The organism is Microcystis sp. M53602_WE12, from assembly GCF_030065455.1.
GTDB classification, from domain to species: Bacteria; Cyanobacteriota; Cyanobacteriia; order Cyanobacteriales; family Microcystaceae; genus Microcystis; species Microcystis aeruginosa.
The window spans coordinates 1-14,521 of record NZ_JASJFB010000026.1 but is presented as its reverse complement, the minus strand read 5'-3'; the positions used below and the strand labels follow the sequence as shown (position 1 = coordinate 14,521).

The following is a 14,521-nucleotide window of genomic DNA, read 5'->3' as shown; positions in this document are numbered from 1 at the left end:
TAAGCGATCCTCTTGGACAGATTTCAAAAAATCTGGAGTTATCGCTAATTTTTCGATCATTTATGATAGAAGTGATCTTAACTGCCTAATCTGACCTAACGGAGAGCGATCGATGCCTTTGAGTGAGCGCACCCAGCAATTGATCCCAAAAGCGAGAATCATCAGTTTCGCTAATTGGCCCTATCAGCAATCAGCGATCGCTATTTGGCAACAAGCGGATGATCAAACTTGCTATCTCAGCGATAGCGATTTAGATACTATCGTCAATTTAGAGCCTGATTTACTTGTTTATAGTCAACAAGCTCGAAAACTGCGGGATAATTCTAATAGTATCGTTGATAACGATCGGGCGATTATTTCGGGGTTAGAAGCTTTAAAATAATACAGCTTAGAGTATTTTAGCGACTCAGAAAAAAACGCAATTACTTCCTATTTCGATCATTTAATTACGGTTATGAAAAAGTTTTAAAACCGAGGCATTTAATCTGTGTTAAAATAATCAAGTCAACAGTTGAAAATGCCGCTCACCGAGGTTAAAACCCCGTTGAAACTCTCAAATCATCGGCGCAGGTGAGCCTCTTGGGATCAGCAAAAACCTTGAGCGAGTACCTAGCGGGTCGAGGCAGTTTATAAAAGTAAGGGAGATTAAACCTCTTGCATAATTAGTTTTGAGGGTTCAAAAACGGCACAAATAACGATTAAATTGTATAAAATCTGTAAATAGACTATTTAATTGATTATTATTCATTCTTAATTCTCCTAGCTACTGATTCCTAACCCTAACAACAATTTTTGATTTTTACAGGAGGTCTATTCTATGGATGCCAAAGCGAAATTATTAGAATTGATCGCTGGTAGAAATCGCGGACTCCTGGCGACAGAAAGCGACCGCGTGCGGATTTTAGCGGCGATCGAACAATTGGAGGATCACAATCCCCATCCCCATCCCCTCGAAGTTAAACAACTATTAGGGGGCAATTGGCGTTTGCTATTCACCAGCAGCCGCAACATTCTGGGAATAGATCGCCTACCTTTTTTTCAATTAGGGCAAATTTATCAATATCTCGACCTGAACAAGGCCAAACTCTACAATATCGCCGAAATTATCGGACTACCTTGGCTAGAAGGGGTAGTAATCGTCTCCGCTACCTTTGAACCCACATCCGAGCGCCGGGTAATGGTCAAATTTGAGCGCTCGATCCTCGGTCTGCAACGTCTTCTCAATTATCATTCTCCCCAAGAATTTATCGATGCGATCGAGAGTGGCAAAAAATTTCCTCCCCTCGATTTTTCTTTCAATAATCGCCAACAAACAGGTTGGCTCGATATCACCTATCTCGATGAAGATCTCCGCATCGGCCGCGGCAGCGAGGGCAGCGTCTTTATTCTCGCTAAGGAAAAAACCTAACTTACAGAGCTATTCAGGAGACTCCGAGACTCCGAGACAGCTTTTATGTATTCTCCCCACTACCCCACTACCCCACTACCCCACCTCCCCACTACCCCACACCCGACACCCCACTACCCCACTACCCCACCTCCCCACTTGCTCCCCCAGATGAATGCCCCGATCGGTTAGAATCAAAATATGGGAAAAAAATTATTTATTTTCGGGAACCTTTACTGAATTCTCCCGTCCTCAAGCTCTGAGTGAGGAGTTTATATCCTTAGAGGAAATCCCATGAGTCAATCGATTCCAGCATCTTGGTCACTTGAGGCCAAAAAGTCTCAAAACCCCGTGTCCCCTGACAAACTCTCCAACTACGATCTAATTGCACGCTGTCAGGAAGGGTGCCAGCCCGATCGAGCAGCTTTTGCGGAACTGCTGCGGCGCTATCAAGCTCATATTGATAAATTACTCTATCATTTGGCTCCCGATTGGCAAGATCGCGCTGATTTGGCTCAAGAGGTCTGGATTCGCGTCTATCGCAATATTAACCGTCTCCATGAACCCCTCAAGTTCCGCGGTTGGTTAAGTCGCATTGCCACTAATCTTTTTTACGACGAATTGCGGAAACGCAAGCGGGTTAATCACCCCATTTCCCTCGATGCTCCCCGGCGCGTGGAAGATGGCGAAATCGATTGGGATATCGAGTCCGATTACCCCAGTCCCGATGAACATCTCACCACCCACGAATTCTACGATCAATTACAGGCGGCGATCGCTGATTTACCAGAAGCTTTTCGGACAACTATTATTCTGCGAGAAATTGAAGGCATGGCCTACGAAGAAATTGCCGAGATGACGGGAGTTTCTTTAGGAACTGTTAAATCCCGCATTGCTCGCGCTCGCGCTAAATTACAATCTGTTTTACAGCCCTATTTTACGGAAGGCTAAATAAAATTGTGGTGATTCGGCACTAACGGCCGAAGTGAGGAGTCGTTAAATTTAACTAGCTCCGTGCTGGTGAAAAGTGATTGCATACCGATCGCTTCTGGTCGAGGTCAACCATGAATAATTATCAACCCGAAGACGTTCAATGGATCAAGTCTTTGTTACGTCACGATGACAGCGATGGCAACTCCGCAACCGAGGATATTTTATTCTTAGATGAGGATAACGAAGAAGCTCATCGTTTCGATTTAATTAGCGCCTATATTGATAACGAAGTAACGGTAGAGGAACGGAAGCTAGTTCAGCATTGGTTAGACCATGATGCTGCCGCTAAAAAACTCTATCAGCAGCTCTTGGGATTACAAACTAATTTAAAGCAAATTCCCGTACCGGCTACTATGGCCAGCGACCGATTGGCAGAACAGGTGTTCAGAAAAGTCGATGGTCAGCGTCGTCGGCAATATTATGTTTATGGTGGCGCAATTTTCACCGCTATGGCGATCGCTGTTGGCTCCTACTTCGTCTCGGGACGCAATGATCCCCTCTCCCAAATGGCGAGCAGTCCGAGCAGTATTAGCCAAGAGGGAGACCATTTGATGATTGCTCTTAACCATCCGATTATGGAGATTCCCGCAACGGAACAGCCAAAAGAGAATGGCCAAAGGTAAGGTCTATGGAGATAAATGCCAGCATTCTCGTGCGATCGCCCAATCTTCCGCCGTAGCAATTACCATCACTCGCACTTTAGATGTCTCGCTGGCGATATCCTCATCCCGGGGACGAGCGGCATTTTTAGCTAAATCTAACTCTAAACCCAAAAAAGGCCAGCCTTGACTGGCTTTTTCCCGTACTAAAGCTGAATTTTCGCCGATTCCTGCCGTAAATACCAACACATCCAACCCCTCTAGAGAAGCGATCATCGATCCGATTAAACCTTTCAGACGATGAATATACATCTCAAATGCTAATTTTGCCCTCTCGTTGCCTTCGGCCATCGCCGTCGTAATTGCCCGCATATCCCCAGAAATACCCGAAATTCCCTTTAAACCCGATTCTTTATTGAGTAAACTATTTAAACTATCGGGATTATATTGATATTCTCGCTCTAGATAAATCAGAATCCCTGGATCGATCGAACCGCTGCGGGTTCCCATCATCAATCCCTCTAGGGGAGTAAATCCCATAGTAGTATCGATACTTTTACCCCCCTTGACTGCCGATAGGGAAGCACCATTGCCCAGATGACAGATCACCATTTTCAAGGATTCCAGGGGTTTTCCTAACAATTCGGCGGCTCGTTGGGAGCAGTACTGATGACTGGTGCCATGAAAACCATAGCGACGGATTCCCAGTTCACTCCATTGGTAGGGAATGGGATAAAGAGAAGATTCGGGAGGGATAGAACGATGAAAAGCGGTGTCAAACACTGCTACTTGAGGAACATCGCCGAAAACTTGCTCGATCGCTTCAATTCCTTCTAAATGAGCGGGATTATGACTAGGAGCCAGGGGAATCAGCTTTTTAATCGTTTCTTTGACTTGGGGAGTGATCATAGTTGCCTGGGAATATTCCGTGCCACCATGGACAACTCGATGACCGACTATACTAATGTCTGCGAGGTTGGCTACTACCTTAGTTTCGCCAGTGACTAAGGTATCTAACATCCGAGCAATTCCTGCCGGACGATCCTGACTAGAAAGATTAATTTCCTGTTTAATTCCCTGAGCTTTTACCGTTAAAACCGCGTAATCAGGGTTAACTGTCCAATCGATCCCCGCTGCCCAAATTGGTTGGGGAGGATGGGAGGGGAGAATATCTAAATCGTATAAACAACTTTTTTGACTGCTCGATCCCGCATTTAAGACCAGAATTTTCATAGAAAAGCTCAATTAGGAGGTGGCCTATGGCGATCATAATCAAACTCAGGTTAAGTCTAGATAAAATCGCTGACTTTTCGGGTTTTTCTTCAAGAAAATTTTATCCGGCTGTGATCACCCATCCCTGACTCGGGCAATATTACAAAACTTTATCAAAAAAAAGTCAAAATAGAGCCTCTAGGGTTATAAAATAGAAGAATACCCCTTGTGAAATTAATCCAAGAAGCTACCTCTGATGCAAGTTAAGGCCTCTATAGTGGATTTAGAGCTAGTTCTCGTCCTTTTCACCAGTGGAATGTCAACATCGCACCACGAATCTCTAGAACGGAATTTTTGCGTATTCTAGATAACCGTGATTACTAGAGGATTTCTTAAGTATGTCAGAGGTTACTGCCGTTACAGATGCCACCTTTAAAGATGAAGTTTTAGATAGTGCCGACCTTGTCCTAGTGGATTTCTGGGCTCCTTGGTGCGGCCCCTGTCGAATGGTGGCTCCCGTTGTGGGAGAAATTGCCGCACAGTTCGAAGGGCAAGTCAAGGTGGTGAAACTCAACACCGACGAAAACCCCATTATCGCTAGTCAGTATGGGATTCGCAGTATTCCCACTCTGATGATCTTCAAAGGAGGTCAAAAAGTTGATATGGTGGTCGGGGCTGTACCGAAAACCACTTTAGCTACCACCATAGATAAACACCTGTAGAGGAGTTGACTAGGTTTTCTGGTAACGCATACCGGGTAACTGAGTCACTAAACCGATTAATTCTAATTCCAATAAGATCCCCGCCACTTCTGAGGTGGGGATTTGCATTTTTTGAACAATAATGTCAAACAACAGGGCATCTCTGTCAAATAACTGATAGACTTGTGCTAGTCTAGGTTCTAGATTGACTGGAGGAGCAGCATTAACGACCGGGGATGTCTCTAGAGGGAGTGAAGGGGAGAGATTAACCGGTGCGGATTGGTTCGTGGTGGGAATTGCCCCCAACATTTCTAATAATTTCTCCTCAGAAACGATAATTTCTGCCCCCTGATGAATCAGTTGTAAACAGCCCCTAGCGGCGGCAATATCGGGAGAATTGGGTAAAGCATAGATATCGCCGCCGAATTCGTTAGCATAACTGGCCGTAATCAGGGAGCCAGACCTTTCGGGGGCCTCGATAACAATAGTCGCGCGACTTAAACCGGCGATAATGCGATTACGACTGGGAAAATGGGCTTTATTCGGTTGAGTTGCCGCAGGATGTTCACTAATGACTAAACCCTGCTTTTGGATGTCCGCGTGTAGCTGCCGATGACGACTAGGATAAACCACATCGACCCCCGTTCCCAAGACGGCAATCGTCCTTCCCCCCGCTTTTAAACAGCTTTGGTGTGCCTCGCCATCAATTCCTTCGGCCATACCAGAAACAATAGTAAATCCCTGTTGGGCCAAAAGGGTACTTAAGCGCCGCGCCCAGCGCCGGCCGTGATCCGTGGGGTTACGAGTACCCACAATGGCGACGGTGGGGATATTTCCCTGATTTTCCTCTAAATTGACCTTTCCTTGATAGTAAAGTAAGGGGGGAGGACTGGGAATTTCCCAGAGAAAGCGGGGATATTCTGGGTCGCTAGGAGTCCAAAAAAGGGGGTTTTTCTGGATATGTTCGGCGAAAAGAGCTTCTGGGTCAATTTGCGATCGCCCTTCCCGTACCGCTACCATTAACTTTTTGCCAAATCCCGCCACTTCTGCGATCGCAGTATCGGTGGCATTCCAGGCCACAGCGACACTGCCAAAATGCTGATAGAGTCGCTTCAGGGAAATTGGCCCAACTCCAGCAATACTTGACCATGCTAACCAATAAACGCGATCGTCTGTCAATTTGAAAAAGCTCCTCAGACCAAGTAATATTTTCAGTCGGTTAAAACTGACTGCGGCCAGATGACCTTAATTTATTTTAATCTTGCCGGAATCCCTTCCATTAGTTGTTGAGGTATTGTTGAGCCTCGTCAATGTCTTTCACTTTTTTAAAATGTGAATAAGTTGTTCTTGATCTTTTCGGGGAAGTTGTTCAGTTGCTTCTAGTATTTCTGCAAAAGTGGCTTGAGTCATGGTTTTAGTTGGTTATAGTGGTCTTTGGAGCCAATTGTAGCAGTAACGGTAGAATATTTTAGTATAGCGTAACGGATAATAATATGAAAATGTCTAAAATGTTTCACATTAAAAGGCACGTTAGGTAACGTATCCTAAAAGATCGGTGGTTGCGTTTTTTCAAGAAAAATGCTAGGATATCTAGAAGTAGAGTAAATGAGTTATTATGTCATCTTTAGTGCTTAAACAGCATATTGAAGTAACACCCGGTGTTTGTGGCGGTAAACCTCGTATTGCTGGACATCGTATTAAGGTACAAGACATTGTTATTTGGCATGAAAGAATGGCGATGTGTCCTGATGAAATTGTTTATAATTATCCAACGATTACTTTAGCTGATGTTTATGCAGCTTTAGCTTATTACCATGATCATCGAGAAGAAATTCGCCAAGATATTGAATCCAGCGAAAATTTTGCTAAACAGTTACAAGGGGATAAACCTTCATTGGTCGAAAAACTTTTAAAGGGAAATAATGGCCAATAAGCTTAAGTTTCACCTAGATGAAAGCGTCTCTAATGCGATCGCTAAAGGTTTAAGAATGCGAGGGATTGATGTTACAACTTCTCCAGAAAAAGGACTGATGGGGTCTTCCGATGAGGAACAATTAGCTTATGCTTTATCGCAAGGCCGAGTCATTTTTACTTTTGATGATGATTTTCTGGTTTTGTCTTCAATGGGATTAGAGCATTGGGGGATTATTTATTCACATCAACGTCAATCTATTGGCAAAATTATTAGTGATTTAGTTTTAATTTGGGAATGTTTAGAGCCTGATTATATGTATAAAAATGTTGAGTTTTTATAAAAATCATAATTCAGAGAAAAAAGGTAGGTTGGGTAACGCAATTTACAAGATTGAATCTTTACACTGTGATTATATTCATTACAATCCTGTGCGGCATGGGTTATGTTTAAAACCGTAGTATTGGCCTTTTCCTGGTGTTTATCGTTTCATTGATTGAGGGCTTTATCCGACCGATTGGGGAGTGACGGAAATACCCATTATTCCTGATAATATGGCCGATGAGTAACCGTAGAATGGGTTAGCATAGCGTAACGTATAAAGCGGATAAATTTATCGTAATTTAAAGCTAAAAACTGCGTTAAATAATGCCCCCGAAGAAATCAGTGATCGTATTTTTTTTAAGAACGTAGAATATCGGACAAAATATCTACAATTAAGGTTTGTGTTTTTAATGATAATGAGCCTAGTTCACGCTGAATCAGTGAAGAGCGAAGTGTTACTAAATGATCGAGTCTGATGGCTGACGATTGGCGAAGACCACTGATCATAAAATCTGGATTTTCTGGTCTCAGAATAATATCTGTATGAAGGGGATTTTCTGGAATACGACTGGTAATTAGGGCAAAGATAATGTGTTGATAGCCTCCAATTTGATTGGTTAGGCAATAAGCAGGACGAACCTTACTGGAAGATAAATCGTCGAAGGGAAATTGAATTAATACAATTTTACCCTTCATTAGTTACAGGTTGTCCATCGTTAAGGGTATAAATATCTTCTTCGGGATCTTGCAGAAAAGCAAAGCTAGGGTTATGGGAAACGGCATCTAGCCAGTTTTTTTCGTTCAGTTCATCCTCCGACATCAAAAGAATGACGCGCACAAACCGATCTTTTTCTTGGGGAATAGGATGATCAAGTTGAATTTGCCCTTGGGTATTGAGGATACCAGTGGTTTCAATCGCACGCATAGCAAAACCTAAAAGAAGTGATTCGATTCTAACATTAAAGTAACCTTGAAAAGCGGTGACGGGCAACTACAGCGATCTCCATTCTCAGGCTCGCCCTATGGCTCTCCTCGACTTTGTGTGATAATCAGTGCTGATTATTCCTTGTAGTTTTGCCAGACAAGGGTTTAAAGACTATATTTCCAGAAAATTATCGGCTGCATCTCCTATTTGTGACTTTCCCTCACCTATAGGTGAGCAGTAGAAGTTATTCAAAGAGGGCGAATGCAATTCGCCCCTACAATATTATTGCGCCAATGGTGGCTCCCAACTGATAACAGTTAACAGTTAACTGTTAACTGATTGGGGGAGATCGCACACAACACGAAAACCGATATCGTTGCGAATATCGGCAACGCTTTTGCCTCGATACGCTGAGCTATAGGCCAAAGGGTCGCGGCACCACGAACCGCCACGCCGTATTATTGATGACTTATTAGTTATATTGTTATCTCTCCATGCAAGACTGCCATTTTCTCTAATATTGTCTGGTTTGCGAGCATAACTTTCATGATTTTGATCAGCACACCATTCCCAAACATTGCCGTGCATATCATAGATTCCCCAAGGATTAGGCCGCTTTTCCCCAACAGGATGGGTTGTATTATTTGAATTACCATCAACCCAGGCATAATCTCCTAGTTGCTCTTTATCATCGCCAAAACTAAATCGGGTTTTTGTACCAGCGCGACAGGCATATTCCCATTCTGCTTCTGTAGGCAAACGGTAGTTTTTTCCGGTTAACTGGCTCAATTTTTCACAAAACTCTTGAGCATCAAACCAATTAATGGTTTCTACCGGGTTCTGGGGATTTCCTGAAAACCTGGAAGGATTATATCCCATCACCGCTTGATACTGTGCTTGGGTGATAGGATATTTGCCTATCTGAAATGCTGGCACAATTACTTCATGTATCGGTTTTTCATTCTCATTCTCATTAGAACCCATGTTAAATTTACCAGCGGGTATATCCACCATTTCTGGGTTAAAGTTTGGTAAAATTACAGTTTCAGGTTGCCGAATTATCTTGGGCGATACTTGTAATAATTTATCAACATTTATCTCTGCCAAGCTAAATTTAGAGTTAGCTGCCGATTTTTCATGACCGTAAGCCATTAAAGCTTTAAGCTTAGTATGACTAGCCCAATAGCGAATCGACTCTTCATATTCTTGGGTTTTTTCTTCATCTAGTGCAAATTTTTCTAATTTTGCTAAAATTTGCTTATCATTTTCCAAATCTGACAATAACAATGGCCATTTTAAACTAATGGCAGTAAATTTACCTAACTGTTCAAAAGTCAAAGAAGGCTCTAACAAATTATCATCCTTGTCTCGCTCCTCAAAAAATAAACCAGTTTCATTAGCGATATAAACCTTGAGACGAAAGACATTGATAAAGTGTTTAATCCGTCGCGGATTGTAATCCAATGCGGGAGCTACCATCATAATGACATTCCGCACTGTTTGGGAATCTCTATTATCAGATTTGTTGACTTGAATCGCTTCTAATCGCTTAATTACAGATGCTCGTGCTTTCTCTTTTTCGGTTTGTTCAGATTCTATCGAAGGATTATCTAGAGACAAGTTTTTTAAATCACTTGTCTGATTACTTGTTGGGGAAGTGAGATGCTTTTGCGAATTATTTCTCCAGGGTAAAGCTAACTTAAACTTACCCCAGAATGACTGAAAAAATGTAAAACGAGGTTTAGCTGGCTGTAAATTGGGAGGAGTTGAAGTAGCAAGCTGAATCAAAAAACGCTCAAAATCTGACCGGGATGGTTGGGGAACTAAAAAGGGAAGCTGGACAAACTTTTCAATAAAGGTATAACCATAAGCTAACCCTTTATTAGCACTACGTCTGGCCAAAATATCAGGATCAATTTCTGTGATTTCCGACGGTAAATACTTGAGAATGTTTTCGTATTTGACAGCTAAACTAGCGGCTACTTTTTCTCTGTCCATTCCTAAAATAAACACCACTGAAGGATCATCAGCAATCATCAAGTTAATCGCTTGCATCAAGTCCGCTGATTTTGGATGTTCACAACGATCTAAATCGTCAATAAATACATATACCCGATCATTGCCAATATAAGCATCGACAATTTTAGCAAAATCTTCATGAAATTCTTCTACAAATGCCGATTGTTTTTTATAATCTGGGGCTTCTATGTATTTAATTAGGTTGTTTTTAGGGTTTTGGAGTAACCTTTGAAAATTTCTCAATAAACTCTTAATACCAGCGAAAATCCCCGCTCCTGATAAGGTGACACCGACCGCAGTAAATAATAACTTAAAAACTGAATTAATTTTGCTCCAAAAAACATCTTGAGAGGTTGCTGCTCTGATTAATTCGTTAATTCCTTCAACTCCATAAATGATTAAAATAAAAGGAATGGCAATTGAGGCACAAATCACAAAAATTATTACTGGTAAAGCTTTAATTAATTCAAATAAGCCTTTTTCTAGGTTAAAACGCAATAATTGTAATTTAAAGTGTCCTAGGATAATTCGAGGCAAATCTCGCCAATTTTTGGGCGTAGAAATCTGCTTAATAAAAGACAGCGCAAAAGCTGCCCATACCGACTCCGCTTTATCGTGTCGCCAAGCATTAAACCAAACCGTCCGACCTCCCTTTTCTCGTAAATATTCCTCTAACATTTTCATAAAAGAAGACTTGCCACTACCCCACTCTCCCTCAACCGATAAAGTTAGGGGTGGTTGTGTCTGCTGATGCAACAAAAATTCAGCGATCGCTATTACATAAGGCTCAAATCCGAGAGCATCATTATTAGTCGCTTGATCGCTGACGCTAGTATTGCGGATAGATTCAGGAAAATCGGACATGGTAGTTATTTTTAGGTGACAGAGAACGGAGAAGAAAATAGATTACCTTAAGTAGCTGGTTATAATTAAATTAAAAATAGATTTTAGGTTCGATCCCCCCTGCCCCCCTTGATAAGGGGGGTGCCGATCCCCCCTTAGTCCCCCCTTTAATCCCCCCTTGATAAGGGGGGCATCTGATAATTTTTAACGCCTACCTACTTATCAATCCGAGAAACGCTGTATATAGCCTCCTATGCAACAAAAAAAGCAACGAAGAAAAGACATTTTTATAACATTATCTAAACCCTATAGGTTCTGTCAGGTAGGGGATAGAAGATTTAACTTAGTGTCTATAGAGTTATTGGGGTTTAGTTTTACTAGGAATCAGAATTAATGACCAGTAAGTAGCAGCCTCTGGATCGACTTCTGTAATCGGAATAATTTGCTGATTGGGTAAGGTTGCTCGTTCGATGTAGAGGGCGCGTTCTAATAATCCTAATTCATCGAGAATATCGCGAACTTTAGCGAAATGTCTGCCTAATTTAATAATCGCCGCTGCATCAATAAATACTAGGCGATCCCGCAATATTTCCGCCTCTAAAGTAGCGGGCATGATACTAAATACGTCATTTCGATAAGTGATAGGTACACCCAGCATTGCTGCACTTGCCATCACTGAAGAAATACCCGGCACGACTTCAATTGAAAAGCGATCACACAAGCGATTAAAGATATACATAAACGTGCCATACAACATCGGATCGCCCACACATAGCACCGCCACATCTAGACCTAAGTTTAACTGTTCGGCGATATTTTCGGCGGCAATATCATAATGAGGTTGAGAACTGCGCTCGACACTAAAAGGTAAAGGCATGGGAATTTCTATCTGCTCGGGACGGATAAAATCCGACACAATTGCCCGTGCCAAAACTTTGCCACTTTCTAAGGTAGGATAGGCAATTACCGGAACAGTTGTGAGAATCCGGTGTGCTTTTAGCGTCAACAATTCGGGATCGCCGGGCCCGATTCCTAATCCATAAAGTTTGCCTAATTTATTCATAATTCGTTCTCTTTTGCTAAAGCATTGACTGCTGCTGCCGCGATTGCGCTGCCTCCCCTACGTCCGTGCAGGGTAATAAATGGCACACCACGACTATTAGTTGCTAATTCTATTTTCGACTCTGCCGCTCCCACAAATCCCACGGGAAAGCCTAAAATCAAAGCTGGTTTATCTACATTTTGATCGAGCAATTCTAGTAGGCGAAAAAGTGCGGTTGGTGCATTACCAATGGCTACCACCGCTCCAGCTAAATGAGGTCGCCAAAGTTCTAAAGCGGCAGCGGATCGGGTATTATTAATTTGTCGTGCTAACTCGGTCACTTCTGGATGATTGAGGGTACAAATAATCGGATTATTTTTAGGTAAACGGGCTTTGGTAATGCCATTAGCGACCATTTGAGAATCACAGAGAATTGCTGCACCCCCAGCGAGGGCATTTCGTCCGATTTTAACCGCGTCCGGTGATGCTTCTAAATCTTTTGTTATGTCTGTCATCCCACAGGAATGAATTAGACGAACCGCCACATGAGCTAAATCATCGGGGAGATTTTTCCAGTTAGTTTCAGCCCGAATAATAGCAAAAGATTTGCGGTAAATTTCCTCACCATTCTTAATGTATTCCATTCTATTCATCTAAATTTTTCGATTTTTGGGAGCTTAAAATTTGGGCTATGAGCGGGGGAATCTTGGTAAATTCTCCCTCAAATATGGGTGTTTTTAAGAATTTTTGACTATCACCCACATAGACTTGATAAGCTTCCATTATTTGGCCATTTTCCTCGATGGTAGTTCCTAAAAGGGTAATTTCGGCTAGACCTGGTTGAGCGCAGGATTTAGCACAACCTGTCAAATGAATATTAACAGGAGAATTGCAGGTTAAGCGTTCTTTCAAATAATCTGCCAGGAGAGAAGCATGAATTTGAGTTGCAGTGGCCGCTGCTGCACAACCGGGTTTACCGCTACAGGCAACTATCCCCGCATCCCATCCGGGAGAAGCGGATAATCCTAGTGATGCCAGTTTTGGCAACAATTCTGACACTTTTTCATCGGGAATATCGGGTAATATAACAGTCTGCCAAGGGGTTAATCGTAACTGACCACTGCCAAAAGTTTCTGATAGTGCCGCTAATCCCCATAGTTGATTAGCCGTCAATTGTCCTAATCTTAATGATAGACCAATATAAGACAATCCGGGTTGCTTTTGAGGATGAATTCCTAGATGAAAATAGGGTTGAGTAGAATGGGCAGCCTGCTGGTATTCTTGCCCTTTTATTATGCCGGTAGAAGTCCGATGTAATTGGGAGTTAACTTGTTCGAGATATTTGGCCAATCCCCAATCTTTGAGCAGGTGTTTCATCCGAGGTTTTTTACCCTTGATATTGGGGGTTTGTTGAACATAATCGACATAAACCTTTACTAGAGCTTTGACCACAGCTAAACAGTTTTCTGGCTCAATTAATAAGTCCGTGTCATAGAATTGTTTATCTCCTCCGAGGGCTAATCGAAAGCAAACAAGAGAAGTTAAATTTGTCGGATTATTGACGGTAATTGCCGATAGCTGAATCTCGTTATAGCGGTGTTGCCAGGCCATAGTTGAACCAGTGCCAATTCCCACTGCACCACCGCCATCGATGCCGATACTAAATTTAGGACTTAGTTGGGCAATTGATGGATAATTTTGGATAAAATTATCTAATTCTTGGACTAATGGACGAGTATCGATCGATTCTTGACAGTCAATTCCAGCCGTGGGACTAGACATTATATTACGCAGATGATCGATACTGGGATTATGGGCAGCTAACCCTAATTTTTGCAGGGTTTGAAATTCTTCTAAACTGGGGGATTTTTGCAGTCCGCGAATTTGCAGATTTGCCCGATTGGTAACTTGTATTGTCGTCTGCCATTGTTCGAGCCAAGTGGCGATCGCTTTTCCCTGTGGAGAATTGAGCCATCCACCGGGGGTGCGGAGACGAATTAAAAACCCATCCTGGGCAGCAGTTCCATAAAATAAACCGGGACAAGCATTTGCTTCAACTAACCAATTCACCGTTGTTTGTTCTCCATGCGACGCAGAGAAGTAGTTAGAAAATTATTTGTCTATCTACCGATTAAAAACTTGTAATTGGCATTCTGACTCGCAAGGAAAAAGGGAAGATGTACTCTTTTTACTTTTTACTTGATTACAGCTGCGGCACAGTACCAGAATTGCACTGGACTTTCCCAAAGACAAGCTTAAATATTATACCACGTTTTCGGTTGAAACTCAGTATCGTTAAGAATCGCTACATTTTCACCCCTTTGTGCCAAGACAAATAAACCTTGACGATAAGCATATTTATCCGCTCCTTCTTCGATTTCAATGCCGGCTACTGCCCCATATAATTGTTTGTGGTTATATTCTGGGAAAAATTGCCTAAATTCGGTTAGATTCTTGATTAATTCTTTGACATCATCTACACTTAAACTACTTTTGACTTCCACTACTAGCACATGATTCTCATTAGTTACTAACACATCAATTTCTAGGGTTTTACCGTCGAG

At 42.3% G+C, this 14,521-nt stretch carries 16 protein-coding genes, 1 pseudogene and 1 riboswitch; of the genes and pseudogenes, 8 read left to right on the top strand and 9 right to left on the bottom strand.

Annotated elements, in window-relative coordinates; translation table 11 throughout:
• Positions 1 to 112 precede the first annotated feature (112 nt).
• The 5 genes from PX482_RS00880 to PX482_RS00860 all read left to right on the top strand — a co-directional run bounded on the left by PX482_RS00880 (position 113) and on the right by PX482_RS00860 (position 3,003).
• The gene (locus tag PX482_RS00880; RefSeq protein WP_002759779.1) at positions 113 to 382 is read left to right on the top strand and encodes a globin family protein; all 270 of its coding nucleotides are present in this window, start codon (positions 113 to 115) and stop codon (positions 380 to 382) included.
• 435 nt (positions 383 to 817) lie between these two features.
• Positions 818 to 1,408 (top strand): PAP/fibrillin family protein, encoded by a 591-nt coding sequence (locus PX482_RS00875; RefSeq protein WP_002759778.1) that lies wholly within the window; start codon positions 818 to 820, stop codon positions 1,406 to 1,408.
• A gap of 45 nt (positions 1,409 to 1,453) precedes the next feature.
• Complete coding sequence (locus PX482_RS00870; protein WP_288027017.1) at positions 1,454 to 1,579, top strand: hypothetical protein; 126 nt, start codon at positions 1,454 to 1,456, stop codon at positions 1,577 to 1,579.
• A gap of 102 nt (positions 1,580 to 1,681) precedes the next feature.
• Positions 1,682 to 2,338: a sigma-70 family RNA polymerase sigma factor gene (locus PX482_RS00865; protein WP_002759776.1), complete on the top strand. Its 657-nt coding sequence runs from the start codon at positions 1,682 to 1,684 to the stop codon at positions 2,336 to 2,338.
• Between the two features lie 113 nt (positions 2,339 to 2,451).
• Positions 2,452 to 3,003 (top strand): anti-sigma factor family protein, encoded by a 552-nt coding sequence (locus PX482_RS00860; protein WP_002759775.1) that lies wholly within the window; start codon positions 2,452 to 2,454, stop codon positions 3,001 to 3,003.
• A gap of 3 nt (positions 3,004 to 3,006) precedes the next feature.
• Here the strand turns inward: PX482_RS00860 and PX482_RS00855 are convergent, their stop codons facing one another.
• On the bottom strand, positions 3,007 to 4,212 hold the full coding sequence (locus PX482_RS00855) for an acetate kinase (protein ID WP_288027020.1): 1,206 nt from the start codon (positions 4,210 to 4,212) through the stop codon (positions 3,007 to 3,009).
• A 377-nt stretch (positions 4,213 to 4,589) separates the two neighbouring features.
• On the opposite strand from PX482_RS00855, the gene trxA reads away from it, so the two are divergent.
• The gene (gene trxA / locus PX482_RS00850) at positions 4,590 to 4,913 is read left to right on the top strand and encodes a thioredoxin (protein WP_002759773.1); all 324 of its coding nucleotides are present in this window, start codon (positions 4,590 to 4,592) and stop codon (positions 4,911 to 4,913) included.
• 9 nt (positions 4,914 to 4,922) lie between these two features.
• Here the strand turns inward: trxA and dprA are convergent, their stop codons facing one another.
• Positions 4,923 to 6,071 (bottom strand): DNA-processing protein DprA, encoded by a 1,149-nt coding sequence (gene dprA, locus PX482_RS00845; RefSeq protein ID WP_288027022.1) that lies wholly within the window; start codon positions 6,069 to 6,071, stop codon positions 4,923 to 4,925.
• Between the two features lie 436 nt (positions 6,072 to 6,507).
• Here dprA and PX482_RS00840 point away from each other — a divergent pair, with 436 nt between their 5' ends.
• Both PX482_RS00840 and PX482_RS00835 read left to right on the top strand, forming a co-directional pair.
• Complete coding sequence (locus PX482_RS00840; RefSeq protein WP_002750425.1) at positions 6,508 to 6,825, top strand: DUF433 domain-containing protein; 318 nt, start codon at positions 6,508 to 6,510, stop codon at positions 6,823 to 6,825.
• Positions 6,815 to 7,147: a DUF5615 family PIN-like protein gene (locus tag PX482_RS00835; protein ID WP_002736383.1), complete on the top strand. Its 333-nt coding sequence runs from the start codon at positions 6,815 to 6,817 to the stop codon at positions 7,145 to 7,147. Before PX482_RS00840 ends, PX482_RS00835 begins: the two co-directional genes overlap by 11 nt.
• 338 nt (positions 7,148 to 7,485) lie before the next feature.
• Here the strand turns inward: PX482_RS00835 and PX482_RS00830 are convergent, their stop codons facing one another.
• The 7 genes and pseudogenes from PX482_RS00830 to PX482_RS00800 all read right to left on the bottom strand — a co-directional run.
• Positions 7,486 to 7,824, bottom strand: a complete 339-nt coding sequence (locus tag PX482_RS00830; RefSeq protein ID WP_002759771.1) for a type II toxin-antitoxin system PemK/MazF family toxin — start codon at positions 7,822 to 7,824, stop codon at positions 7,486 to 7,488.
• On the bottom strand, positions 7,814 to 8,119 hold the full coding sequence (locus tag PX482_RS00825) for a hypothetical protein (protein ID WP_002759770.1): 306 nt from the start codon (positions 8,117 to 8,119) through the stop codon (positions 7,814 to 7,816). The genes PX482_RS00830 and PX482_RS00825 overlap by 11 nt, the downstream gene beginning before the upstream one ends.
• 258 nt (positions 8,120 to 8,377) lie before the next feature.
• Positions 8,378 to 10,936, bottom strand: a complete 2,559-nt coding sequence (locus tag PX482_RS00820) for an SUMF1/EgtB/PvdO family nonheme iron enzyme (RefSeq protein ID WP_288095921.1) — start codon at positions 10,934 to 10,936, stop codon at positions 8,378 to 8,380.
• A gap of 337 nt (positions 10,937 to 11,273) precedes the next feature.
• The gene (cobI, locus tag PX482_RS00815) at positions 11,274 to 11,978 is read right to left on the bottom strand and encodes a precorrin-2 C(20)-methyltransferase (RefSeq protein ID WP_288095923.1); all 705 of its coding nucleotides are present in this window, start codon (positions 11,976 to 11,978) and stop codon (positions 11,274 to 11,276) included.
• Complete coding sequence (locus tag PX482_RS00810) at positions 11,975 to 12,601, bottom strand: precorrin-8X methylmutase (RefSeq protein ID WP_288121967.1); 627 nt, start codon at positions 12,599 to 12,601, stop codon at positions 11,975 to 11,977. The genes cobI and PX482_RS00810 overlap by 4 nt, the downstream gene beginning before the upstream one ends.
• Before the next feature lies 1 nt (position 12,602).
• Positions 12,603 to 14,027, bottom strand: a complete 1,425-nt coding sequence (gene cobG, locus PX482_RS00805; protein WP_288121958.1) for a precorrin-3B synthase — start codon at positions 14,025 to 14,027, stop codon at positions 12,603 to 12,605.
• Positions 14,028 to 14,083: 56 nt separating this feature from the next.
• Positions 14,084 to 14,242: riboswitch (cobalamin riboswitch) on the bottom strand.
• Positions 14,213 to 14,521, bottom strand: a pseudogene (locus PX482_RS00800) (DUF3782 domain-containing protein); the annotation flags it as partial. (Overlaps the previous riboswitch by 30 nt.)